This is a genomic window from Xanthomonas vesicatoria ATCC 35937, from assembly GCF_001908725.1.
Lineage (GTDB): Bacteria > Pseudomonadota > Gammaproteobacteria > Xanthomonadales > Xanthomonadaceae > Xanthomonas > Xanthomonas vesicatoria.
This window is the reverse complement of record NZ_CP018725.1, coordinates 415,690-435,934: the sequence shown is the minus strand read 5'-3', so window position 1 is coordinate 435,934 and position 20,245 is coordinate 415,690. Positions and strand designations below refer to the sequence as shown.

Sequence of the window (20,245 nt, the reverse complement as noted above, 5' to 3'; positions counted from 1 at the left end):
ACAAGTTCGAGAGGTAGCGCTGAGTGGAGCAATAGATTTTCTGCCACCGACATGATGCGGTGACCCCGTGGGCAGGGAGCGCAGCCTGCTGAACGAAAGGGTGATCCCTGGCCCGAGCCAGGCCCGCCGTGCGGCCTTCAACCATCCATGTCCTGCCGAGCGGCAGGCGAACAGAGAGGCTTTCAAGATGAGCAACCAATTCAAGGGCAAGAAATTGCTGGTCGTCGGTGGCACCAGCGGCATGGGCATGCAGTCGGCGCGTATGGTGCTTGCCGAAGGTGGCAGCGCCGTCATTGTCGGCAACCGGCCGGAGAAGACCGAAGAAGCCCGCAAGGAGCTGGCCGAGCTGGGTCAGGTCGGGGCACTGGCGGCCAACCTTTCCAGCGACGAAGGCCTTGCTGCACTGCTGAAGGTCATCGATGAACAGCATCCGGACATCGACCTGCTGGTCAATGCCGCCGGCGTGTTCTTCCCCAAGCCGTTCCTGGACCACACCGACGCCGACTACGATCAGTATATGAAGCTGAACAAGGCGTTCTTCTTCATTACGCAGAAGGTCGCCGCCAACCTGGTCGCCAATGACCATCCGGGCGCGATCGTGAACATCGGCTCGATGTGGGCCAAGCAGGCCATCGCAGCGACCCCGTCGTCTGCGTACTCGATGGCAAAAGCAGGTCTGCACTCGCTGACCCAGCATCTGGCCATGGAGCTTGCGCCCAAGCACATCCGCGTCAACGCGGTCTCGCCGGCGGTCGTGCAGACCCCGATCTACGAAGGCTTCATCCCGAAGGCTGAAGTGCACAGTGCGCTGCAGGGCTTCAACAGCTTCCACCCGATCGGTCGTGTGGGCACGCCGCAAGACGTCGCGGAAGTCGTGGCGTTCCTGCTTTCGGAGAAGGCGGGCTGGGTCACTGGCGCCATCTGGGACGTCGATGGCGGCGTCATGGCCGGCCGCAACTGATACGCGTCGGGCAGGGTCTTGTCCCTGCCCGCGCTGATTCATGCACCGCGCAGGAAGAACTGCAAATGGTCCATCTGCAATCACCCTCAAGATCGCGGACGCAAACCGCGCCACCCCGCACTGGGATTTACCAGAACTAAAAGGGCCGTTCCTGGACACCGTCAAGGGTGCGAAGTCCAAGGAAATGCTGGTGCGGAATGAAGACATCCAGTCCTGCACGGCTTGGATACCTCCGAAAACGCGAACGCGTACCTGCAGAGCGAGCTGTTCACCGCAGATGTGGTCGGTGGCCTCACGCCGCTGCTCGACGTAGCTCCGTACATGCGCGTCTATCAACCCGCCTGATCCCTCATCCCCGGGCGCCTTCAAGCGTCCGGCAGCCAACACTCAATAAGAGTAGATCGCCATGATGCAAGATTGGAACGCCTACCGGGATGACCTGCTCGCGCGAGTAGGCGATTACGCCAAGCAGAGCCCTGACGTGATGCGCGGCCTGATGACGATCGACAATGCCGCCGTCAAGACGGGCCATCTGCAACCGAAGATGCACGAACTGATCGCCCTGGCGGTCGCTGTCACCACGCGTTGCGACGGCTGCATTTCCGTGCACACCCAGAAGGCTGTGGAAGCAGGCGCCACGCTGGAGGAAATCTCCGAGGCATTGGGCGTGGCCATCGCCCTGAACGCTGGTGCCGCGCTGACCTATTCGGCACGCGTCATCGAGACCTACCAGCAGCTGCCGAACAAGTAAGTCGCAACAAAGTGCCGCAGTTGCCCATCGGGCGCCAGCGGCACACCCGTTCAAGCTTGGAAGACGCACATGCGCATCAATGCCGACTTTTCCCGCCGTGCCATCGTCGAGTCCCAGCAGCACCAGTGGGCCGCATCGCCCCAGGGGGGAGTTGAGGGCGTGATGCTGGACCGTGTGGGCGGTGAGAAAGCCCGCGCCACCAGCATCGTGCGGTATGCACCCGATTCCCATTTCCCCCGCCATCTGCACCCAGGCGGTGAGGAAATCCTGGTGCTGGCAGGTAAGTTCTCCGAAGGAAACAAGCATTTTCCGGCCGGCTCTTACCTGCGCAATCCGCCCGGTTCAAGCCACCGGCCCTCCAGCAAGGAGGGAGCCGTAATTTTCGTGAAGCTCCAGCAGATGCCCGAGAGCGAGCGCGCCCACGTGCGCATCGACACAAACGATCAGACTGCATGGCGCACGCAAGGCGGTCGCACGATCTGTCCCCTCTTCGAGTCAGCGGCGGAACAGGTCTGTCTGCGGCGGCTCGGGGCTGGAGAAACTCTGCAGAATGAGTCTGTGAAAGGCGCTGAACTTCTGGTGTTGGCCGGCGAAGTCATGATGGAAGGCCGTTGTTATGACGTTGGCAGCCGGATTCGCATGCCTGCTGGCGAACTCCTGGCAGCTGCCGGTGGCGTGAACGGCGCAACCGGCAGCTGAAGACTGGCCACCTGGCCAAGGTCGCGGTTGAGGCATAGCCTTGCATTCCACCCGTGTCGCTCTCTTGATTCGTTAAATGAAGTACTTAGAACCATCCTGAAGACATGGGCGCGTGCTTCCGAGCAAGCGGCGCAGGCCTGCGATATCCGACGCCGTGAAGCTTGAATCGCGTCGACAGTGGCGAAGCAGCCCGTTAGAAGATGGAACGTGGCCGTGTCTTCTGGCATGGTGCTGCCCGTCGACCGCCCGATACCATCGTGTGCCCACGACACAATTGTTCGGCATGCCTCACCCTGATCAATCGACGCCTGCAGCTCGCAACAGTTTTTGCACCTTCAGCCACCCGCTCACTAGGCTTGTGACGATCTGCGCGATCATGGCACTCGCCCACTTTTCCTGGCTGCCCCTTCCTTGGCGGATGCCGGTCGTCGGTTTGATAGGGGTTGTCTGGGTGTGGCTGGAAACTCGCGATTGGCGCGCGTGCGGCCTGATATGGCGAGGGTTGGGTCCCACGCTTGGTTGGGCAGCGCTGCTGGTGCTCGTCGTCACTGCGATTATCACACCGCTTCTCCAGCCGCTGCTCGACGACCTCACAGGCACCAAGACCGACTACAGCGCCTACGGCGCGCTGCGCAATAACGCTCCGGCAGCGATGCACCTGATCGGATATGCATGGATCAGCGCCGCCTTTGGGGAAGAGCTGGTGTTCCGGGCTTTTCTGATGCACCAGCTCGAAGCACTGTTCGACCGCATCGGCCTGGGTCGCGTCAGTGCGGCCGTCGCGGGCGGAGTCTTGTTTGGTGTCATGCATGCCAATCAAGGCATTTCCGGGGTTCTACTGACGGGGTTTGTTGGCGCAGGATTCGGCTACGCATACCTGCGCTCAAACCGAAACTTGGGGGCGCTCATCGTGGCGCACGGATTGGTAGATACGTGGGGCGTCACGACGCTCTACCTTGGATGGTATTGAACACGCTCAAAATTTTTAGAAAAAGCGGCGCTGTCGCCCGGAAACTATGAGTGTCTGATGCGACGCTGCGCGTTTGCGCAGCGCCGCCCGGCTCAGCCAGCGATGGTAAACACAGAGCCCGAATCTACGCGCACGCCGGCCCCGTTGATGAAGCTGGCGCGCTCGGAGCACAGGAACGCGACCACCGACGCCACTTCCTCTGGCCGGCCACGTCGCTTGAGCACCATGCCGGGTCGCTCCTCGTCCAAGAACGAAGAGATCGCTTCTTCGACACTGGTTCCGTTTTCCTGCGCGCGTTTTTGCATCATCTTGTCTGTCATTGGCGTTGCGATGAAGGCAGGCGACACGGTGTTTACCAACACATTGTCAGCGCCATAAGCTTTAGAGAGCCCCTTGGCCAAGCTGAGGATGCCGGCCTTGGAAGCGCAGTAGGCCAGCTCATCGACGTACGGCTGCACCGCATCTTCGGATGCGAACAACACGATCCGCCCCCACTGTTTGCGACGCATGGCGGGAATGGCCTGGCGGCACATGCGCACCGCGCCCATCAGGTTGATGTCCAGCGTTTCGAGCCAGCCGGCATCGCTGACCTCGAGGAAATCGCCGGTGGCGCCAGTGACGCCGGCTGCATTGATGTAGATGTCCGGCTCACCCAGTTGTTCGCGCACCTGCGCCCAGATGGCGTTGACATCCTGTCCGCGCGTCACGTCGCCTTCGATGGCGATGATCTCACCCAAGTCGGATAACTCAGCCAGTGCCTGGTCGAGTGTGCCGTCGGGAAGATCGGTGATCGCCACGCGGACGCCTGCTTCGAGTAGCTGGCGTGCGGTCTCCTTGCCCATGCCTGAGTCGCCGCCGCTGATGAGGGCAATGCGCTGGTTGATTCCGAGATCCATATTGAGCTCCTGGTGGTTGAATAACGTGGCGGCGCAGCTACCGCTAGCGCGCGAGAAAACGTTCTGCGGCACGCAGGCCGAGCGCCATCTGCGTCAGCGCCGGATTCGCCGCCAGTGCACTGGGGAACACCGAGTTGTCGCAGATGTAGAGGTTCGGCACATCGAAGGCACGGCCATCAGGATCGACGACGGCCCGTTCGGGGTCAGTGCCCATTCGGCAGGTACCGAGCGTGTGTGCCGAACGCGCAGCCGCAAAGATATTGTGGGCGCCAGCGGCTCGCCAGATCGCCTGCAGCAGTGCACGCGCATGCGCGTCGATGGCCTGTTCGTTCGGTCCGTAACTGAAATCGATACGCGCCTTGCGCTGCCCGAAAGCGTCCCGTTCGTCCGACAAAATCAGACGATTGGCAGCGTGCGGCAGGCACTCTCCATTGATGCCGATACCGGCCAGACGGTTATAACGCAACATAGTGGACACGAGTTCCCTGCCCCACAGGCCAGCACCGCGCGCCAGCGTATTGGCCAGCGTGATCGGCTGCACCCCTAGGCTTTGCACCAGATAACCGCCAACGAAGTCGGCATCGGCCGGGCGCACCATGTCCTCTGTGATGAGCGAGGATGGGTAGCCGCGATTCATGCGTATGTCTGCGTCGAACTCGCCCCACACCTGAGTGGCCACGTGCGCCATGAAATTGCGCCCCACTTGACCGCTGGAGTTGGCCAGCCCCAGATTGAGCAACAAGCGCGGCGTTTCCACCCCGCCCGCGCACAGGAACACGTTGCCGCACCGCTGGCGGTACTCATGCCCATGCTGGCTGTAGATCACTGCGGTCAGCGCACCGCGGCCATCGCGTTCAAGATCGATTACCCGGCTGTCGGTCCGCAGCTGCGCACCATGCGCCCTTGCCAGAGGAAGCCATGTGGTATCCACACTCACCTTGGCGGCATTGCTGCAGCCCTGGTGACATGCACCGCAGTTGTTGCACGCTGCGCGTTGGCCCCAATGCGGCTGCTGATGGGGCCTGGTGACCAACGCCGCCGGTGCATCGGTGGCCCGGATGCCGAGGGCACGGCAACCGCGCTCCATGGCTGCGGCCGAGGCATTGCGTTGGGGTGGCGGATACGCATAGCTGCGCTCGGGGTCCCAGGGATAATGCGCAGGGCCGGAAACGCCAATAAAAGTCTCCACACGACGAATGTAAGACAGCAACTCCTCATAAGGGATGGGCCAATCGGCGCCATGGCCGGTTTGGGTCAGAAGGCTGAGATCGCGCTTGTCCGGCCGCGGGCAGAAGGCGCCCCAATGCAGCGTGGAACCGCCAAGCCCCGAGCCCGAATTGTTCGGCCCAAACGCGGTAGGCGTTTGCCCACCGCTCAGACGCTCGTCCATCCAGTAGATGCCGGTGCTGAGCTCATCGGGAATGTGAGACTCCGGCGTAAATGCTGCGCCCGCTTCGAGCACCACCACCGAGACGCCGGCTTGCGCAAGCCGAGCCGCAAGAGGCCCGCCCCCCGCTCCGCTGCCGACCACCACCACATCGACATCGTCCCGGTTGCCAGCGACGGTCATCGCACAGCCCCAGGGGCACGCAGCTGCCAGTGCTCATGCCGATCTGCCGCCGTTTCTGCATAGCCCAGGCGACCAGTGCCGGCGTCGTTGCCGACAGCGAAACCGTCGTAGCCCAGCGCGGCCATGGTGGCGGGCAGGCTGGTCCAGGTGCGCACCGCGTCGGCGCCCACGTCCTCGAACCAATGCGCCAGCTGTGTGGCATCCAGGCCATGCGCTGAGGTGTTGCCCACTCTTGCGTGCGCGATGTCCTGCAGCCAGCGGTCCTGGCGGTCCGCGGATTGTTCGGCAAAGCCGCCGGCCAGCGCATCGAGCGCATCCAGCCCCAGCGGTAGCGCCAGGTGATCTTCCGGCAAGTCAGCGTGCCGCCAGCCATCTCCTGTGCCTTCTGCGAGCGCCAGGTCGATCCGTCGTGCAATCTGCTGTGCATCTCCCGCGCCATCCAGCACGCGTGCGACCACGGCGGCGAGCACGTCCAACTGGCGCCGGCTCAACACGCCCTCGCCCACAGCGGGCGGGCCCACGTGCCGCGCAAGTAGCGTCATCCGCATGCGCGGCGCCACGCGCTCTGAGTTCAGCAAGGCAATGAAGTCCTCAGGCAGGCAATGCTCCCTGCAGCGGTCTACATGTGCGGCGATCAACCTTGCCAGTTCCTGCGACTGCTCGTAGGGAATCAGATGCGCGGCATCGGTCACGATGGCGAGCTGCGCTTGCGCATAATGCGGTGCATTCAAGCGCCGTTGCGCAGCCTCGCCCAGATCGCCATCCTGGCGACCGGCCACGATCATTGCCGGTACGCCGATGCGCCCGACCTGCGTGGTGCAGTCTTCGCGGCTGCCGCGCGTGAGCCATGCATTCCATGCACTGGGGGCGGTACGCAGGACGTCATTGATCGCAGCATTCCTGCAGTCGTCCGGCAGCACAGAGGCGCAGTTGGCATCCACGAACTGCCCCGCCTCGGCGCGCGTAGGCTGCCCTGTTTGGAACCAGGCAAGCATCGTGCGCCGTCGCGACTCTTTCATGGGTTCGGGTGCCGGTGGCGATGCGGCAACGAGCACCACGCCCGCCAGACCGGCAAGTCCTGCCACACCATCGCGCGCCCGCGCTGCCGTCAACGTGGCGATCTTTCCACCCATGCTGTGCCCGATTGCAAACCAACAGGCTGGCTGCCGAGCGACGACTTCAGCGCTAAACCAGTCAACCAGCGCTGCCGTGCCAACGTGCTCCAGCGGAGCCGCATCGCCGAATCCGGGGATGTCCAGGGCAACACAGTCGAAGCGATCATCGAACTGCGCGACGACGCGGCTCCACGCATGCCGGCTGCCTCCGAGGGCATGCAGGAAAAACAGCATTGGCTTGGCCATGTCACACCTTGGTCTACGAGTCGGGCATGCTGCCGCACGCTTCGTCCACGCCTCGTGCAGATGAGCTCGAAAGTCAGCCGGTGACAATGGCGTGCCATGCCAGGCCGTCGCCCTACGCGCGGAAAGGGGCGCAGATGCGCATTAACCCAGCTGCCTGGCCCAGATTTGGGGCAGCGATGGCGGCGCTAGTGAATTCGGCTCGAAAAACAATCGCTGCGAAAGCAGTGCGGCAACAGGCGCCGGTATCGACCACACCGTTTTCAAGCTGACGCCACCGCAGGACGACAGTAGCTATGCAGGCATATAAGGCAAGACTTCTAGCTGCTTTAAAAAATCCGAGAAGCCGCCAAGTGCGCGTGCATGTCTGCGGGCACTGGTCTGCACCACCGAGCGTGGCGACCACGCGATCGATGCCTTGATCGCCTGTAGCGCGTGCACCAACGCGACATCCTCGCTGCAGGTCAATGCAGAGAATCCGCCACATTGTTGATACAGATGGGTGCTCACCCCTAGATTGGCGCCGTGAATGCGTTGGTGGCCTTCGCCGATTGCCTGGGTCTGCGCGAACCTGCGCTGCACCTCATCCGAATAGTCCAGCCAATCATCGACCTCCACGATGCCGCAGAACACTTCGGTGCCTGCACGGCGTTGTTCCAGCAGCCAATCGGCGGGAACGCGTGAGTCGGCATCAGTGACGGCCAGCCAGTCAGCACCCATCGCAATGGCGTGGGATGCGGCTGCGGCGCGCGCAGTGCCTACACCCCCAGGTGAGGGGACTTTGACCACGCGCGCGCCAAGCGCCAGTGCCAGTTCGGCGGTGGCATCCGTGCAGCGGTCCGCCGCGACGATCACTTCTACCGCCTCATGCAGCTCGGGATGCGATGCAGCGCGGAAAACCGATCTGAGACACGCGGCGATGCACTCGGCTTCGTTATGTGCCGGGATGATGACCGCAATCATCGCAAGCCTTCCTGTTGTGCCACCGAGAGCGATTGCGCTGTCCACGCTTCAAGCAAAAAATCGCTGTCTTCGTAGCGATAACTCAGCGGCAAGGTGAGCAATCCGGCAATGCAGGCATGGACCGCGACGCCATCCTGCTGCGCCTGATCAAATGGATGCTTCCAATGACAGGCCACCAGCAGTCCGTCCGGCGTGAGCGCTGCCTGCAGACGCACGATCAGGTCATCAAGTTCGGCGGCAGCAAGGTAGTAACCGATCTCGCTCAGCACGATCAGATCGAAATTACCGGCCGGCCATTGCTGTGGATGGCAAGCCTGCACGATATCGACGTTGCTGCGCTCTCCTACACGCTGTTTGGCTTGTTCCACGGCAGCGGCAGACATGTCGGTCGCCAGCAGGTGATCACAGCGGGCTGCCAGCCCGCGCGTCGCCTCACCGTTGGAACATCCCAGTTCCCAACCGCGTGCGAAGCCCATGCGAGGCAAGGTTGCCAGCAGGATGTCGCGTTTGCGTGTCTCGTACCACCGCGTTCCATAGCCAAAGGGATCCTGCTGCTGGTAGATGCTATCGAAGTACTCGGCGTTGGCCTGGGCGTTCATGGCAAATAGACCTCAAAGTGGCGCCGAAAGCGTGCAAGTGCCCAGTCGGGGAGGATGGGATTACGCAGCGCGGGCGTGACATGGCCGGTCTGCGTCTTGAATGCTGCCATGGCCCGCATCTTTGCGGCGTGGGCAAGGGGCGGAAGCGCAAGACGTACGGCCAATGCGAGCATCTGGCTGTGATCTGGGTCGTCCCAGTGCCACGCCCACACCGGAAACTGGAGTAAACGCGCGCCGCAGTGGGCAGCGGCATTGAGCGCGGCATCGGCACATGCTTCGTGGTCGGGGTGGCCATCGCGTGCGTATGTCACCAGCACTGCGTCGGTCGGCTGCAGCAGTTCAGAAAGCCGCGCGCTCAGTGCGCCCACGCCCGCGCGGACCTGGCCATCGCCCGCGTCCAGCCTGACCACATGGGCGGGATCGATTCCCAGGCATGCCAACGCATCGCGCAATTCACCACGACGCGCGGCGGCCAGACGTGCCGGGGGCCACGCGTCTTCCTGCGGATAGGCCGCTTCGCCGTCGGTGACCGAGACGATCAGCACCGGTCGTCCCGAGGCCACTGCCATCGCAAGCAGCCCGCCACACCCCAGTACCTCGTCATCAGGATGCGGAGAGACCACGACCACACGGGTAGTGTTTCCGAGGAGTTGCTCGACGCTGGTAATGGGCAGCTCAGTCAATTGCCGCGACGTGCTCCAGCGCGACTCAGTGACGCCCTGCCCGTCGATGTGCTCGCCTCTCAGAGCACCCATGGATTGACCTCGCTCACATGCAGTTGTTCACCCAGCCATTGCTCGTCCTTTTCGCCATGGGATTGGCGAATGAAGGCAGCCAGGTCTGCACATCGCTGCGCATGCTCGGCATCGCAGCACAGCGAGACAGGTCCCAACGCCAATGCAGCGCGTTCGAGCACATCCCGGCAGACGCGGTCCATCATGCTGCGCAACCGAATAACGGCGAGCTGATGGCTTTCGGCTGGCGCATTGTCGATCGCATCTGCCAGGTGATGCAGCATCAGCCGCGCACCCGTCAGCTGTTCATCGATGGCACCGAGGTGCGCTGCAGAAAATGGGTTGTGCGCCACTCTTGGCGAACGGCGCACCTGCTCAGCAATGGCCGTGGCGGCCCCATACCAACAGGCGGCAATGCCTGCTCCACCATGCCAAAAGCCCGGACGCTCTAGATAGAACGTAGGCTTACCTAGCAAGACTGCGGGAGCACGCATGAAATGGCCGCTACCGGTGGGAATACCGGCCATGCCAGGGCCGTGCCACTGACTTGCGTCGAGCGTAAAGTGGTCCTGTGTGAGTGTCACTATGGCAAGCGGAGTCTGATCGCCGCTGCTGACAGTCACCAGTGCGTGCGTCACGACGTCCAACGCAGCGCTGCACCACGGTTTGAGACCAGACACAGTGCATGAGTCCGGTTCGTACGTAGCGGTGTCGTGTGGCCCCCCCGCTGCCCAGACTGCCCAGACAGCGTCATTGGACGGCAAAGGCTGGCCGGCTTCGGAAAAGATGGACAACGCGTCGTAATGCGCTTCCAGCACCTTGGCCAGTGGCAAGCTCTCAGCGCCCAGCTTGCTCAGCGCCTGCCAACGTGCACTCGTGTGTCCTTTGCCAGGATTTGGAAGCTGCGGCGTCACGCGCAAGTACTCACGCGCGCGTTGCGCCAGCGCTGGATTTGATGGTGTCGAAGACGTGCGGGGCAGATTATCCCGGGAGAAGGCTGATTGGTGCATAGACCAACTTAGGCGATGGCTCGTCAACCTCAAGTGAGCCAGACGCCCGTTCCCCCCATGCAGAGCACGTTGCATCGAGCGTGTAAGCCACGTACACCGCTGCCTTCCGCAATCAGGACGGTCAAACGGTCTGCTGCTGCGGAGGCGTTTACGGTAATCGCTTGGTGCCATACACAGCACGCGCAGGAAGGCACGACGCAGGATCTGTTCCTCGCACAGACCGGTCAGCGGCGCAATGCGCTTGATCGACGACGTGCCGGACTTCAGCACCGTCCAGGCTCGCCATCACCAAGGAGATGACCTGCAGCCCGGCGCTGGTGGTCACCAGACCGCCGTGCGCTGGGCGACGGAAATCGCATAGCGCAGTCTCCTCGGAGCACATTGGTCTGGTCGTGGGCGAGCAGCACGACGTGACGCAATGAGAAGAATCGGGCATGCCGAGCGTCGCTGCTGCTCTGACGTGCTGGCTGGTGTCGCCTGACCCAGCTTGCCGTCCAAGACGCATGGCGGAGGCACGCGGTACGACGTGTGCACATGCATCCCCCGATCGAGTCATCGGACCCTGCCCCAACGCGGTGTTCTGGATTGGAGGCCAGGCGTCCAGCATGGACGTCACCGCTGGCGTCGCTCGACGCCATGACCCAGCGAGTCCCCATCCAGAGAGATCGCGTCCATGACGATGTCTGATTTGTCGGGCCTGCGCCACGCGCTTGCCGGCAGTGCACTCCCCTGGCCCCGCGACCGGGTAGGTTGGCTGGCAGTGGCCCGTGGACGGCATGCGCCGCCGACCTATGCGCACCGCGCTTCACAACAGTGGGGCGCACCATGAAGCCTTATTTGCTCTCGCTTGGCGCCGGGCTGCTGGTCGGTGTGATCTACAGCCTGCTCAATGTGCGCTCGCCGGCGCCGCCGGTCATTGCGTTGGTCGGTTTGCTTGGCATCCTGGTCGGTGAGCAACTGCCGCCACTTGTGCGCCAGCTGACAACGCGCAGCCACACCGAGGCCTCGTGGATCGGCCACCAGGTCAAGCCGCATATGTTCGGGCAGTTGCCCGAGGGAAAACGCGCTCCGACCAAGCCGCCGCATGCGCCAGCACCGCCATCTGCGCGAACCGAAGAAGGCGATGCGTAGGCGCGCCCGCGCATCCAAACTGATGGTGCATGCCGCCTGCGCGAGGCGGAGAAAGTCGCCGGCCAGCGCCCTGGCAAGACGGCTGGTCGATCAGACGAGTTGTCTCCGTGGCAATGCATCGCTCCAAAACGGATCGCTCGCTCGATCAAGAACCCTGACAAAAAAAGCTTGAAGCGGAAGGCGCCATCTGCCGACCGGCCTGCACGAACGCTTCGCGTCCATCTCTCCCCGTCGCAACGGCGGCGCTGCCCATCGCCGGTGCTGCCATCGCTGCCCTCTTTCCTGAAGGAACGTCCATGCGTCCGCTATTTTCTCTGAGCCTGTCCGCCGCACTGATGCTGAGCGCGGCCCTGCCGGTCCTTGCCGATGCCGCAGCAGCGGTGTCGGTCGGCCCGCAGTACGACACCACGCACGTCTATGTGGCACCAGCCGACGTGGATGCGTTTGCCCAAAGCTTCGCTGCGACCTTCGGCGGACAAAGCACGCGTCAGGTCATCGCCACGGTGACGCCAACGCCCAGCAGTACCAACTCGCAACTGGTGCAGACGCCGGCGGGCACGGTGTCGCTGTTCGGATTCCGCACGCCGGTGCCCCACCCATTCGGTAGCGAACGTACCGGCTATCTGGTGACCGACATGCAGCAGGCAATCGCCGCCGCGCGTGCTGCCGGGGCGGAGGTGCTGGTTGCGCCGTTCAAGGATCCGATCGGCATGGATGCGGTCATCGCCTGGCCGGGCGGCGTCAACATGCAGCTGTACTGGCACGACACCGCGCCGCACTATGCACCCCTTGCGACGATTCCGGAGAACCGCGTCTACGTCTCGCCCGATCGCGCCGATGCGTTTGTCAAAGCCTGGCTAAAGTTTTCGCACGGCAAGGTGCTGCACGACGACCGCCATGCGGACGCAACGCTGATCGGCCGGCCTGGAGCAACCTACCGCAGCGTCGCCATCAGCTCCGGCTTCGGTGCACTGCAGGTGCTGGTGACTGACGGCCACCTGCCCTATCCGTACGGGCACGAGCTCACCGGATACGCAGTGGACGACCTGGCGGCAACGCTTGCACGCGCCACCGCATCCGGCGCAAAAGTGTTGGTGCCTGCGGTGGCTGCGTCGGGTCGACAGTCGGCGATGGTGGAATTCCCCGGTGGCTATGTCGCCGAGCTGCACGCCGATCTCCACTCCTGATCGCACATGTCGTTACGCCTTGCGCTGCCCTTGATGTTGCTCCTGTGCCCGTGTGCCGATGCATCGGCACAGTCTTCGACCGATGCCGCTGTCGCGACACCAGTACGCCCTGCCGTCAAGTCGAACCGCTGGCAGGAAGACTGGTCGCCGCTTGCTGACCCGGCGCTACGCACGCACCCGTTCGATCGCCTGAAGTATGTGCCGCTGGGCGACGCGGGCTATGCATCGTTCGGCATCAACCTGCGCGAACGCTTCGAAAGCAACCACACGCCTGCGCTGGGTATCGGCCGCGAGAGCGATAGCTATCTGTTGCATCGGCTGCAGGCGCATCTGGACGTGCGGATTGGCGAGCACTTGCAGCTCTTTACCCAACTGGAAGACGTACGCGCAGTGGACAAACGCCGCGTCGGCCCGGCCGATGCCAATCGCGCCGACCTGCGCATGGCCTTCGTCGCCTACACCACGCCACTGGCCGCTGGCGAGATGAAACTGCGCGTGGGCCGGCAGGAGTTTGCCTTCGACCTGCAGCGATTCGTCTCGCTGCGCGATGGCCCGAATGTGCGCCAATCGTTCGACGCTGTATGGGTCAACTACGAGACCGGCCCGTGGCGCTGGATTGCGTTTGTCAGCCAGCCGGTGCAGTACGCCGATGTACGCAGCTTCGACGACGTCTCCAACCGACACCTGCGCCTTGATACCGTGCGCGTCGAACGCCACGTGCTGGGCAGCGACGAACTGTCGCTGTATTACGCACGCTATCGGCAGGATGACGCTAGCTTTCTCGATGCGGCCGGCAACGAGCGACGCGATATTATCGATGCCCGCTTCGCAGGTGTGCGCACTGCCTTCGACTGGGACATCGAGGCGATGGGGCAACGTGGAAAGGTCGGCAACAGCCGCGCGCGCGCCTGGGCGTTGGGCCTCAAGGCCGGCTACACCTTGCAGGACATTTCGCTGATGCCGCGTCTGGGGCTGCAGATCGATACCGCCTCCGGGGATCGACATCCAGACGACGGACAGCTTGAAACCTTCAATCCACTGTTCCCGAACGGTGCGTACATCAATTTGGCCGGCTACACCGGTTACAGCAACTTGCTGCAAGTCAAACCGATGCTCACCCTGAGGCCCACCACGCATCTGAGCGTCACTGCCTCGCTTGGCCTGTTATGGCGGCAGAGCACCGCCGACGCTGTTTATGCGCAGCCGGACATTCCGTTGGCAGGCACCGCGGGCACCGGCAGTCACTGGACCGGCCGCTATCTGCAGCTCCGCGGTGACTGGAAGCTCACCACCTCCCTGCAGACCGCCATCGAAGCAGTCCATTACCAGGCCGGCGACACTGTGCGTGCCGCCGGCGGTCACGACAGCAACTACGTTGGCTGTGAAATGAAGTTCATGTGGTAAGTGGCCTCGCATCGGCGGCAGCAGCGATGAACTTGCTGATGACAGGGATGCATGGCGAACGAATGCGCGCATGCTAGGGAACCCCCTTTGCGTTGATTGACAGATGAATGCATACGCGGAGCGCTCCGAATAAGTTGATGCCCGCATGCCGATAGCGCCGTGCCTTGCGCGGCAGAGTTTTAGCAGCGTGTCGGCCGCATGATTGGCCGGTGATATAGCGCGGCCAGCAGAATGCAGCGAGCAGTCATGAGCGCGCAGCAGGCAAACGCATGAGCCGTGGTGCAGGCGAATCGACACTTGATCAAGCAGAGGCGATGCGCCGCCTTTGCACCCATGCCGGCTTCCACCTGAGCGGTCACGATGGTAACGGACCCGCCGGATGGATTGGTCCCTCCGACACCAGCACCAGCATCCGGCAACGGGCTGTGTGATCTAGCCAGACACGCGCGCATTGATGCGTGATCCTGACGCCCGTTGCTGCCAAATGTACTCCGAGCAGGGAGTTGGGCTCCAGGCTGGCTCAAGACCCAAAATCGCAGGATGTCGCGTCATCGGAGCATTGAACGCCACTGGATATTGATGAAGCATCTGCATGAGCCCATCCAATCCGCGGATACTAATCCGCCTGCATTTCTGGGCTAACGTTGGGAATGGACTCGGCGATGGTGTCGCCGTGTCGGTCTGTTCATCGGAGAAAGCGCATGAGTAATGGTATCCAAGGCAAAGTTGTCGTTATCACCGGCGCGTCCAGCGGCATTGGTGAGGCCACCGCGCGTCATCTGGCTGCGCAGGGCGCCAAGGTGGTTCTCGGGGCGCGGCGGGCGGAACGCCTCAACTCCCTTGTCGCCGAGATCGTCGGTGCCGGCGGTGATGCGGTCGCAATCGCAACGGACGTCACTCGCGCCGAAGATGTAACCCGCTTGGTCGACACCGCTGCCGAAAAATTCGGCCGGGTCGACGTGTTGATCAACAACGCAGGTGTCATGCCGCTCTCGAACCTCGAAAGTCTCAAGGTGGCAGAGTGGGATCAGATGATTAATGTGAATATCAAGGGCGTACTGCATGGCATTGCGGCAGCACTTCCACATATGAAGCGGCAGAAGTCGGGTCAGATCATCACCACCGCCTCGGTTGCCGGGCATCTTGTGTTCCCCGCGTCTTCTGTCTATTCCGGAACGAAGTTTGCCGTGCGTGCGATTTGCGAGGGCCTACGACAGGAAGTGAAGGCCTACAACATCCGCACCACGATCCTGAGTCCAGGTGCGGTGAAGACCGAACTGCTCGACCATATCTCGGACGAAGCGGTCAAATCCGCCAACAGCGATTATGTCGCGCAGGTCGGCATTCCGGCTGACAGTTATGCGCGCATGGCGACGTTTGCCATCGGCCAGCCGGATGATGTCGACGTCAATGAAATCATCTTCCGTCCCACTGCCCAAACACTTTGAGTGAGCGGTCGCACGCCTCCCGCGCGACATGCCTCAGGTAGTCGACTGTTGCACCTGGAGAGGCAGTGGCAAGCCGGCCGGCTTGCCACGAAGCGCCAATCGTTGGACGCAACGCTGGCTGCGCATGAGAGACTAGGCAAGTGGCACGTTTGCCATTGGGGGCCTGTTGGCGTTAGCCGCGACAGCGTTCCTGACGATCCTGACCAAAGCCCTTCCGGCAGCCCTGGCAATTGCGGCACATTTGCGCGTCGCGCAAATTGCAGACTGACGATGCACCAATGCAGCGCGACAAGGCAGCCCAAGCCGATTACCGGGTGCTGCAATGTCTTGCGTGCTTGCATCGCGCACCCAGCGCCTCTGCAAAACCGAGAACGCATCGTTGAACCCGATAGTCCAGATCGTGTTGTCGATGCGAATTGCCGCGCGCATGACCGCCTCTTCCATGACGACCGAGGCTCTGGCCTATCTTTATCACTACCCCCACCCTACGTAGCGTGCTCCGATTGCAACCAGCGGGCAGAAATCGCGACCGCACACATGGCGGCAGCAACCAGCATCAGCGCGCCGGTCAGTCCCCAGCCTTGAGCGGCGAAGCCGATCAAGGCTGGGCCGGCCAGGACACCTGCGTAACCCAGCGTTGTCATTGCGGTGATGGCCATGCCCTCGGGCATGGCGCGCTGTTGTCCGGCCATCGAAAACAACGCCGGGGCGATGTTGGCGCATCCCAGCCCGATCAGCGCATAGCCCAGTAGCGAGAACTGCCACCACGGCGTCAGCACTGCAATCAGGAAGCCCGCGCAGGCGCCCAGTCCACCGAGCATGATGGATCGGATGCGGCCCATGCGTTCCACCAGCGCGTCGCCAAACAGCCGCGTGGCGGTCATGGTCAAGGCAAAGATCACATAGCCTGCGCCCGCCTTGGTGGCATCGGCACTGCGAACCTGCGTCAGGAAGACCGCGCTCCAGTCCAGGATGGTGCCTTCGGCGAGAAACACGACGAACGCCAGAATGCCGATAAACAACACACTGCCCCGCGGCCAGGCCAGCAGCGGCCCTTGCTGCGCGCCCTGCTCCGCTCTCCAATGCGGGGCGGCCAGCGCGGCGACGATCAGACCGGTGAGCGCCCCGAACGTCGAAGCGGTTGTCGGTGCGATGCCGAGGCTGAGCAGGACCGTCATCAGCAAGGCGCCGGCAAAGCCGCCGATGCTGTAGAAGGCGTGGAAGCCGGACATCATCACCTTTCCACTGTCGCGTTCGACCGCCACCGCCTGCATGTTCATCGTGCAGTCCATTGCGCCAACGCCAGCACCGAACACGAACAACATCGCACCCAACGCCAATGCCGATTGCATTGCGCTCAAACACGGCAATGCCACACACATCAGGGCAACGGTGGCCAACATCACGCGCCTGAAGCCCGCACGTGATGCCCATGCCCCGGCGACAGGCATTGCCATCAGTGACCCGGCACCCAAGCACAGCAGTACCAGTCCAAGCCTCGCCTCATCCAACGCCGATTGTTGCTTGGCGAAGGGAACCAGCGGCGCCCAGATCGATACGGCGAATCCGGGAATGAAGAACGCGGCGCGGGTTGCGTGCTGTTCCGCGCGGGGTGATGTACGAGATGTCATCGATGATCCAACTGCAAATCCATCGCCCGCTGGGCGACAGCCGGCACAAAGGGCGGCTCCAAACACAGAGGCGCTAGCCATGCGAGCATGGGCTGCACACTCAGCAACTCAGTATAGGCACGGCATCTGTCGCAGAGACCGTCGAGCACCGGCCACGCCCCGTTTTACGGTGAGCGCAGCCGTTTTTGGCTGCGCTATGCCATCAGGAAAGATCGTGCAGATCCTTGCCTAGCACTGGGCCCAACGTCCAGTCGGAAAAGTGAACCTTCAAGCCCTCGCGTTCTGGCGTGCAGGTCATCGGGCCTACCAGATACGTGGTGGCCAGCGGGAATGGGCACAGCCGCACCAGCGGCCAATACCTGCCGTCCTTGGACACCTGCAAGCGCAGTACGCCCTTGTCGACGGTGGCGCGGATCCAGAAGTCCGATGGATCGGCTTCGTACGGACCGGTAGCCCAATCCGATTTGCCATCGGTAAGCACGCTGCTGAGCATCGCCCGACCGTCGCTGAGCTCGATGCCCGCCTTGACCCACTGGCGCTCGTTGACGCGAATCATGAGACCAGCCTGATCGTAGAGCTGCTCGAACTTGGCGCGGACGCGCAGCTGGCAGGTAAACGCTGCCGGCGCCGCGATGCCGAGAAAATGCCCACTATCGCGGGTAAAGCCGTAGTGGGTCTCGCGCCAGAAGTCGGTGCCCTTGTCGGTCACGACCTCCAACACATCGCCGCCCACGATGCGGTGCGATCTGGGCTCGTTCAGCCATTTGCCCTGTTGCCAGTTGCCTGATGGCGTGGCGCCTGCACCGGTTGCCATGACCACGCCGCCAGCGGCCAGACCGCCCAGCGTCGCCCTGCGGCCGACGTCGACCTGGTGTTTTTCGGAATCCGTCATACCTAGTCCTCGTGACAAAAAGCGATGCTTCTCGCTGCCTTTTTGCGGCCGGCGCAAAGCTGATTGCGTCAATTTGTACATCTGTACCAATTGGCAAGTCAACTCTGGATTACCATCGCTCCGGTCGACACGTGCGCGAAGACAGATGAGCGGCAGGACTTGGCAGCAAGACCCACATCGAAAAGAACATATCGAGCAGGCCACCTTGCAGGTGGTTCTCGACCACGGCGTGGCGGGGACGACCTTTCGCAAGGTGGCCGAACAGGCGCAGGTATCGCTGAGCGCGACCACGTACTACTTCGGCTCCATGCATGAGTTGCTGATCGCGGCATTCACCCGCTTCTCGCAGGATGTCTCGAAGAATTTCGCCGCCGAGATCCGCGCAGCGAAGACCCGCGACCAGGCGTGCGATGCTGTGGTGAACATCATCTTTGCCGACAGCACCGCCTCGCCGCGGATCCTGCTGCTGAGCTACGAGCTGTACGCGTTTGCCCGGCGCCACCCGGAGATGACGGCGATCATGGAACAGTGGATGGCACGCAGCCGCGCGGCGCTGGAGTTGCATTTTTCCAAACCCGCTGCCAGTGCCATCGATGCCTTGATCGAAGGCATGACGATCCATCGCTCGGTGGTGCGGATGACCAAGAAACACGTACGCAATGCGGTGGGGCAGCTGGCCTTGCTGTAACGCATGCCAGGCAATGCGCGATTCGCGACACGTATACCGCGCATCCACTGCTCGACGAGGGATTGATGGCTGCAAACCACGTGATCGGGCGCGATTTTGCGGATGTCGTTCTTGTACTTACCCCAACGCATGTGTGAGTCGAAGGCAAGCATCTTGCGCTGGAACCGAGAGCGGCTGACAGAACGTAGCGAGCAGTCGCCAGGTGGGTGTGGGCGGCGCGGAGGAACCGGAGTGGACGAGTGGTACAAGAGGATTCCGCGCACCGACCGCGCCCGCCTCACGGCTGCGCAGTAGGTTTGTTAGTCGCTCTTAAGACGTCATGACCACCCCTGGGCTGCCTTTGACCTATCTCTCGCTGTTCGCGCTGTCGTTGATTGCCGCTACCCTGCTCCCTGCGCAGTCGGAGGCGGCATTGGTGGCGTTGTTGCTGGATGGCGGTTCGGTAGCGGGGCTGGTGGTCGCTGCGAGCTTGGGAAACGTGCTGGGCTCGCTGATCAATTGGTGGATCGGGCACGAGCTGGTGCGCTTCCAGGGACGGCACTGGTTTCCGGTAAGGCCGCAGGCCTTGGCGCGTGCGCAGGTCTGGTACGGCAGCTACGGCAAATGGTCGCTGCTCTTGAGTTGGATGCCGATCATTGGCGACCCGCTGACGCTGGCGGCCGGGGTCATGCGGGAGCCGCTGCGGGTCTTCCTGCCGTTGGTGGCGATTGCCAAGGTCACGCGCTACGGCGTGCTTGCATGGGCAACACTGGCGCTTGCCCGGTAACGTGGGGCGTGGAACCTGCGGGACCTGGAGTGCGCATGACACAGCGCACCAATGACGCAGGTGACCGCGCACGGCTTCTTAACGTGGCATGCCTATGCTGTCGGCGCGCTGCAGCCTGCCTGCGGCGCATCCAGGGACATTGCACAATGGACATTGCAAAGGAGATCGTATGAAGACGCTGCACAGCATGCTGCTCGCCGGATGCCTGCTCGGCCTGAGCACCCAGGCCTGGGCTGAAGTGGCCAACCTGACCAACAGCGCCGATGGCGCCAACCGGGAAGCCGGTATTGCGGCGGTGAAGAAGAAGCTTCAGGACGCCTGCACCTCACGTCAGGGCAAGGTGGACATGGCTTCGTTCGAAGTGGTGTTCGAAAAGACCAGCACCAATCCCGACGTTCCCAAGCCGTATTACGTGGACGGCAAGATCAAGTGCGATCTGCCGTGATCACGGCACCGGCGTAGCGGCCTGCATTGGCGACGCCGCATGGATGACAGCAAGGCCCCGCAGACGCGGGGCTTTGCATTTATGGCGGTGGCGCATTGCAGTCGCCGTCGTCGATGGATCGGCTCGTCGCCGTGCAGCCACC

At 62.7% G+C, this 20,245-nt stretch carries 21 protein-coding genes and 1 other RNA gene; 12 read left to right on the top strand and 10 right to left on the bottom strand.

The features are described 5' to 3' along the window. Window positions 1-67 precede the first annotated feature (67 nt). The 5 genes from BJD12_RS01815 to BJD12_RS01795 all read left to right on the top strand — a co-directional run bounded on the left by BJD12_RS01815 (window position 68) and on the right by BJD12_RS01795 (window position 3,381). The gene (locus BJD12_RS01815; RefSeq protein ID WP_005997687.1) at window positions 68-961 is read left to right on the top strand and encodes an SDR family NAD(P)-dependent oxidoreductase; all 894 of its coding nucleotides are present in this window, start codon (window positions 68-70) and stop codon (window positions 959-961) included. Window positions 962-1,183: 222 nt separating this feature from the next. Continuing rightward, window positions 1,184-1,306 (top strand): hypothetical protein, encoded by a 123-nt coding sequence (locus BJD12_RS25095; RefSeq protein WP_005997685.1) that lies wholly within the window; start codon window positions 1,184-1,186, stop codon window positions 1,304-1,306. Window positions 1,307-1,370: 64 nt separating this feature from the next. Beyond that, entirely contained in the window at window positions 1,371-1,712 is a 342-nt protein-coding gene (locus BJD12_RS01805; RefSeq protein ID WP_228861066.1) for a carboxymuconolactone decarboxylase family protein, read from the top strand. Window positions 1,713-1,781: 69 nt separating this feature from the next. After that, on the top strand, window positions 1,782-2,411 hold the full coding sequence (locus BJD12_RS01800) for a cupin domain-containing protein (RefSeq protein WP_005997681.1): 630 nt from the start codon (window positions 1,782-1,784) through the stop codon (window positions 2,409-2,411). A gap of 418 nt (window positions 2,412-2,829) precedes the next feature. Continuing rightward, the gene (locus BJD12_RS01795) at window positions 2,830-3,381 is read left to right on the top strand and encodes a CPBP family intramembrane glutamic endopeptidase (RefSeq protein ID WP_042828704.1); all 552 of its coding nucleotides are present in this window, start codon (window positions 2,830-2,832) and stop codon (window positions 3,379-3,381) included. Between the two features lie 92 nt (window positions 3,382-3,473). On the opposite strand, the gene BJD12_RS01790 is transcribed toward BJD12_RS01795, so the two are convergent. From BJD12_RS01790 to BJD12_RS23655, 7 genes are all read right to left on the bottom strand, one after another. Then, entirely contained in the window at window positions 3,474-4,277 is an 804-nt protein-coding gene (locus BJD12_RS01790) for an SDR family NAD(P)-dependent oxidoreductase (RefSeq protein ID WP_039420357.1), read from the bottom strand. Between the two features lie 43 nt (window positions 4,278-4,320). Further along, entirely contained in the window at window positions 4,321-5,847 is a 1,527-nt protein-coding gene (locus tag BJD12_RS01785; RefSeq protein WP_005997677.1) for a GMC family oxidoreductase, read from the bottom strand. Next, entirely contained in the window at window positions 5,844-7,208 is a 1,365-nt protein-coding gene (locus BJD12_RS01780) for an alpha/beta hydrolase (RefSeq protein ID WP_005997676.1), read from the bottom strand. The genes BJD12_RS01785 and BJD12_RS01780 overlap by 4 nt, the downstream gene beginning before the upstream one ends. 291 nt (window positions 7,209-7,499) lie before the next feature. After that, on the bottom strand, window positions 7,500-8,168 hold the full coding sequence (locus BJD12_RS01775) for a glycosyltransferase family 2 protein (protein WP_005997675.1): 669 nt from the start codon (window positions 8,166-8,168) through the stop codon (window positions 7,500-7,502). Next, a complete protein-coding gene (locus BJD12_RS01770; protein WP_005997672.1) occupies window positions 8,165-8,767 on the bottom strand; it encodes a class I SAM-dependent DNA methyltransferase in 603 nt (200 codons plus the stop codon). Before BJD12_RS01770 ends, BJD12_RS01775 begins: the two co-directional genes overlap by 4 nt. Beyond that, window positions 8,764-9,522 (bottom strand): PIG-L deacetylase family protein, encoded by a 759-nt coding sequence (locus BJD12_RS01765; RefSeq protein WP_005997670.1) that lies wholly within the window; start codon window positions 9,520-9,522, stop codon window positions 8,764-8,766. Before BJD12_RS01765 ends, BJD12_RS01770 begins: the two co-directional genes overlap by 4 nt. Continuing rightward, entirely contained in the window at window positions 9,510-10,028 is a 519-nt protein-coding gene (locus BJD12_RS23655) for an acyl-CoA dehydrogenase family protein (protein WP_039420384.1), read from the bottom strand. The genes BJD12_RS01765 and BJD12_RS23655 overlap by 13 nt, the downstream gene beginning before the upstream one ends. 1,308 nt (window positions 10,029-11,336) lie before the next feature. On the opposite strand from BJD12_RS23655, the gene BJD12_RS01755 reads away from it, so the two are divergent. From BJD12_RS01755 to BJD12_RS01740, 4 genes are all read left to right on the top strand, one after another. Continuing rightward, window positions 11,337-11,642, top strand: a complete 306-nt coding sequence (locus BJD12_RS01755; protein WP_005997665.1) for a XapX domain-containing protein — start codon at window positions 11,337-11,339, stop codon at window positions 11,640-11,642. 296 nt (window positions 11,643-11,938) lie between these two features. Further along, a complete protein-coding gene (locus tag BJD12_RS01750; protein WP_005997663.1) occupies window positions 11,939-12,829 on the top strand; it encodes a hypothetical protein in 891 nt (296 codons plus the stop codon). Between the two features lie 6 nt (window positions 12,830-12,835). Further along, window positions 12,836-14,233 (top strand): alginate export family protein, encoded by a 1,398-nt coding sequence (locus BJD12_RS01745; RefSeq protein ID WP_081375326.1) that lies wholly within the window; start codon window positions 12,836-12,838, stop codon window positions 14,231-14,233. Window positions 14,234-14,934: 701 nt separating this feature from the next. After that, window positions 14,935-15,681, top strand: a complete 747-nt coding sequence (locus BJD12_RS01740; RefSeq protein ID WP_005993798.1) for an SDR family oxidoreductase — start codon at window positions 14,935-14,937, stop codon at window positions 15,679-15,681. 485 nt (window positions 15,682-16,166) lie between these two features. On the opposite strand, the gene BJD12_RS01735 is transcribed toward BJD12_RS01740, so the two are convergent. Further along, the gene (locus tag BJD12_RS01735) at window positions 16,167-17,312 is read right to left on the bottom strand and encodes an MFS transporter (RefSeq protein ID WP_005991107.1); all 1,146 of its coding nucleotides are present in this window, start codon (window positions 17,310-17,312) and stop codon (window positions 16,167-16,169) included. A 202-nt stretch (window positions 17,313-17,514) separates the two neighbouring features. Next, window positions 17,515-18,126: a DUF1349 domain-containing protein gene (locus BJD12_RS01730; RefSeq protein WP_228862735.1), complete on the bottom strand. Its 612-nt coding sequence runs from the start codon at window positions 18,124-18,126 to the stop codon at window positions 17,515-17,517. Between the two features lie 223 nt (window positions 18,127-18,349). Between BJD12_RS01730 and BJD12_RS01725 the strand changes: the two genes are divergently transcribed. Next, window positions 18,350-18,892: a TetR/AcrR family transcriptional regulator gene (locus BJD12_RS01725; protein ID WP_005991103.1), complete on the top strand. Its 543-nt coding sequence runs from the start codon at window positions 18,350-18,352 to the stop codon at window positions 18,890-18,892. Between the two features lie 172 nt (window positions 18,893-19,064). On the opposite strand, the gene BJD12_RS01720 is transcribed toward BJD12_RS01725, so the two are convergent. Then, window positions 19,065-19,140, bottom strand: a non-coding RNA gene (locus BJD12_RS01720) — sX9 sRNA. Between the two features lie 92 nt (window positions 19,141-19,232). Between BJD12_RS01720 and BJD12_RS01715 the strand changes: the two genes are divergently transcribed. Continuing rightward, window positions 19,233-19,658 carry a YqaA family protein gene (locus tag BJD12_RS01715; RefSeq protein ID WP_042827856.1) on the top strand — a complete coding sequence of 142 codons (426 nt, stop codon included), beginning with the start codon at window positions 19,233-19,235 and terminating at the stop codon, window positions 19,656-19,658. A 169-nt stretch (window positions 19,659-19,827) separates the two neighbouring features. Further along, window positions 19,828-20,103, top strand: coding sequence for a hypothetical protein (locus BJD12_RS01710; RefSeq protein WP_005991098.1), 276 nt, complete (start codon window positions 19,828-19,830; stop codon window positions 20,101-20,103). Window positions 20,104-20,245: the final 142 nt, after the last annotated feature.

Coding starts and splice junctions, on each gene's coding strand:
- BJD12_RS23655 (WP_039420384.1), bottom strand. CDS start 10,028: ATGGCCGGTATTCCCACCGGTAGCGGCCATTTCATGCGTGCTCCCGCA.
- BJD12_RS01780 (WP_005997676.1), bottom strand. CDS start 7,208: ATGGCCAAGCCAATGCTGTTTTTCCTGCATGCCCTCGGAGGCAGCCGG.
- BJD12_RS01765 (WP_005997670.1), bottom strand. CDS start 9,522: ATGGGTGCTCTGAGAGGCGAGCACATCGACGGGCAGGGCGTCACTGAG.
- BJD12_RS01730 (WP_228862735.1), bottom strand. CDS start 18,126: ATGGCAACCGGTGCAGGCGCCACGCCATCAGGCAACTGGCAACAGGGC.
- BJD12_RS01710 (WP_005991098.1), top strand. CDS start 19,828: ATGAAGACGCTGCACAGCATGCTGCTCGCCGGATGCCTGCTCGGCCTG.
- BJD12_RS01745 (WP_081375326.1), top strand. CDS start 12,836: ATGTCGTTACGCCTTGCGCTGCCCTTGATGTTGCTCCTGTGCCCGTGT.
- BJD12_RS01735 (WP_005991107.1), bottom strand. CDS start 17,312: ATGACATCTCGTACATCACCCCGCGCGGAACAGCACGCAACCCGCGCC.
- BJD12_RS01775 (WP_005997675.1), bottom strand. CDS start 8,168: ATGATTGCGGTCATCATCCCGGCACATAACGAAGCCGAGTGCATCGCC.
- BJD12_RS01755 (WP_005997665.1), top strand. CDS start 11,337: ATGAAGCCTTATTTGCTCTCGCTTGGCGCCGGGCTGCTGGTCGGTGTG.
- BJD12_RS01770 (WP_005997672.1), bottom strand. CDS start 8,767: ATGAACGCCCAGGCCAACGCCGAGTACTTCGATAGCATCTACCAGCAG.
- BJD12_RS01790 (WP_039420357.1), bottom strand. CDS start 4,277: ATGGATCTCGGAATCAACCAGCGCATTGCCCTCATCAGCGGCGGCGAC.
- BJD12_RS01795 (WP_042828704.1), top strand. CDS start 2,830: ATGCCGGTCGTCGGTTTGATAGGGGTTGTCTGGGTGTGGCTGGAAACT.
- BJD12_RS01785 (WP_005997677.1), bottom strand. CDS start 5,847: ATGACCGTCGCTGGCAACCGGGACGATGTCGATGTGGTGGTGGTCGGC.
- BJD12_RS01800 (WP_005997681.1), top strand. CDS start 1,782: ATGCGCATCAATGCCGACTTTTCCCGCCGTGCCATCGTCGAGTCCCAG.
- BJD12_RS01725 (WP_005991103.1), top strand. CDS start 18,350: ATGAGCGGCAGGACTTGGCAGCAAGACCCACATCGAAAAGAACATATC.
- BJD12_RS01805 (WP_228861066.1), top strand. CDS start 1,371: ATGCAAGATTGGAACGCCTACCGGGATGACCTGCTCGCGCGAGTAGGC.
- BJD12_RS01740 (WP_005993798.1), top strand. CDS start 14,935: ATGAGTAATGGTATCCAAGGCAAAGTTGTCGTTATCACCGGCGCGTCC.
- BJD12_RS01750 (WP_005997663.1), top strand. CDS start 11,939: ATGCGTCCGCTATTTTCTCTGAGCCTGTCCGCCGCACTGATGCTGAGC.